The following is a 2,596-nucleotide window of genomic DNA, read 5'->3' as shown; positions in this document are numbered from 1 at the left end:
CTGCAGCACCGCCTCACGTTCCCTTAAGCGCGGTTTCCTCCCTTGGAGGCTTTCGGACGCCGGCCGCCGAATACGCGGCGCCGTCCCTCAAGCGGCCGGCGTCCGAAACCCTTCACAAAAGCCGGCGTTCCTAAGGGTGGGGTCGCGTGTCGGCTTTACCCTCGAAAGCGGCATCCCGGATTTATGGGTACCGCCCTAGATTGAGCTGAGCTAAAGTTGTGACGGATGTTCACCTCTCCGCGTCGGGAGAGGTGGACCGAATCCGTGGTCAACCGTTTCAACTTAACTTCATCCTGCTTTAGGCCCGCGCCGGCGCGTCCGCGAGCGAGCTCAGCGCGATGCCGCCGACGATCAGCGCCGCGGCAATCGCCAGCGAGAGATCGATCGGCTCGCCGAGCAGCAGCGCCGCGGTCAGGATGCCGACGATAGGAGTTCCCGTCGTGCCGAGCGAGGTGGTCAGCGCCGGCAGGCTCTTGTTGACCATCGACATCGCCCAATAGGCCAGCGCCGTGCCGATGAAGCCGGAATAGAGGAACAGCAGCACGAGGTGCGGCGACCAGGTCACCGCGGGCACGCCCTCGGTGACCAGCGCTGACATCGTCAGCACCAGCGTTGCGACCAGCACCTGCCACAACAGCAATTGGAGCGGCGTCGCGATCCAGCGGTGCGAGCGGATGTAGATGATGTTGGCGGCCCAGCAGATCGCGGCGAGGATGATCATGCCGGCCCCGGCGATCACGTGCAAATTGCTCCAGTCCAGCGATGTCGGGTTGAGGATCACGCAAAGGCCTGCGAGTCCGGAAGCAACGCCGACGAGCTTGAGCGCGGCGAGCCGTTCGGTCCGCGCGGCGCCCGCGGCGAGCGCGACCCACAATGGCGTGGTGTAGCCCAGCACGATGCCCTTGCTGGCCGGCAGATAGCGCAAGCCAGCGGCGACCAGCGTCGAGAAGAACGTCATGTGCAAGAGCGCGACGCTGAGCACGACCGGGACGTCGGCGAGCCGCGGAATGATCAGATTGCCGCTGGCGCGCAGGATCACCAGCAGCGCGATCAGGGCGACCCAGCTGCGGATCGATGCAGTCCATAGCGGCGGCACCGCCTCGACGAGCGTTTTCGTCACCGACCAGTTGATGCCCCAGGCCAGCACCACGACGATGAACAGGGCGGCGGCTTTGGCGGGCGAAAGTGACTGGTTCACGACAGAATCCTTGCAGGCGATACCCCCTGTGAATAGGATCACTCTGGCTCTCTCGAAAGAGCCAGATTTGATAGAACAAAGGAGCCAGATTGATCCTCGCCGAATTGCTGGCGCTGAAGCGGGCCGACGATGCCGGGTTGACTGCGCAACTGACCCAGCAGCTGCGCGGGCTGATGACGGGCGGCCGGATCAGGAGCGGGGCTGTGCTGCCGTCGAGCCGCACGCTGTCGGCGGCGCTCGACGTGTCGCGCAACACGGTGACGCACGCCTATGAGCAGCTCGCAGCCGAGGGGTACCTGCGCGTCGCCGCGCGGCGGCGGCCGGTGGTGTCAGACGATATCGAGGCGCGCTTCGCCAAACCTGTAGCTTCGCCGAGGCGCGAGACAGCCCGCAAGCCGCTGTTGTCGCCCTGGGCCTTGCAGCTCTCCGACACGGACTGGCCGCTGTCCTACCAGGCGAAGTTCCGGCCGCTGCGTTCCGGGCTTGCGGATGCGCGCGAATTTCCGCATGAGATCTGGGCGCGCTGCCTGCGCCGCAGCGCGCTGCGCCGCCGCTTCAACGACCAGACCGTGATCAATCGGCCGAGCCTGCGCGAAGCCTTGCGTGATTACCTCGAAATCAGCCGCGGCGTGCACGCCGAGGCCGAGCAGATCCTGATCCTGCCGGCCGCGCAGGCGGCGCTGACACTGATCGCGGCGACCGTCATCGGGCCCGGCGCCGCGGTGTGGACCGAGGATCCCGGTTATCCCGGCGCCGCGGCGGCGTTTCGCGCGGCCGGTGCCGACGTCGTCGGCGTCAGGCTCGATCAATGGGGCATGATGCGGATGCGCGAGGCGCGCGCGCCGAAACTGATCTTCACGACGCCCTCGCATCAACATCCGACCGGACGGGTGATGCCGGTTGCGCGCCGCACCGAGCTGTTGGCGGCGGCCGCGCCCGGCAAGACCTGGATCGTCGAGGACGATTACGACGGCGAGTTTCACTATGACAGCCGTCCGATGCCGGCGCTGCAGGGGCTCGATCGCGAGGGGCGCGTGCTCTATCTCGGCACGTTTGCAAAAGCGATGACCGCCGACATCCGGATCGGCTATCTGGTGGTGCCGCCATCATTGGCGCAGACGATGGAGATCGCGCAGCGCCACCTCGGACTGATTGCGTCCGTCCATGTCCAGGAGGCATTGGCCGACTTCATGGCCGACGGACATTTCCTGGCGCATGTCAGGCGGATGCGGCGCGTCTACCGCGTGCGCCGCGACCATCTCGCCGCGGCGCTGGCGCGGCACCTTGGGCCGGTGCTTACCGCCGAGGTCCCGCCAGGCGGCATGCAGCTGATCGCCCGTTTCAAGGATGGGGCCGCGGACCAGAATGCGGTCGCGCGGCTGGTGGCCGCCGGCGTCG

General features: G+C 66.9%; 2 protein-coding genes. One reads left to right on the top strand and one right to left on the bottom strand.

The genetic code is table 11. From position 1 onward, the window contains the following. Window positions 1–298: 298 nt before the first annotated feature. On the bottom strand, window positions 299–1,198 hold the full coding sequence (locus AC628_RS41325) for a DMT family transporter (protein ID WP_074132540.1): 900 nt from the start codon (window positions 1,196–1,198) through the stop codon (window positions 299–301). 89 nt (window positions 1,199–1,287) lie between these two features. Here AC628_RS41325 and pdxR point away from each other — a divergent pair. Continuing rightward, a partial coding sequence (gene pdxR / locus AC628_RS41320) for a MocR-like pyridoxine biosynthesis transcription factor PdxR (protein ID WP_074132539.1) occupies window positions 1,288–2,596 on the top strand: 1,309 nt, incomplete at its 3' end.

The organism is Bradyrhizobium sp. NAS96.2, from assembly GCF_001908235.1.
In the GTDB taxonomy this organism is placed as follows: Bacteria; Pseudomonadota; Alphaproteobacteria; order Rhizobiales; family Xanthobacteraceae; genus Bradyrhizobium.
Note: the sequence above shows the minus strand (reverse complement) of the source record. Positions and strands in the feature narration are given on the sequence as shown.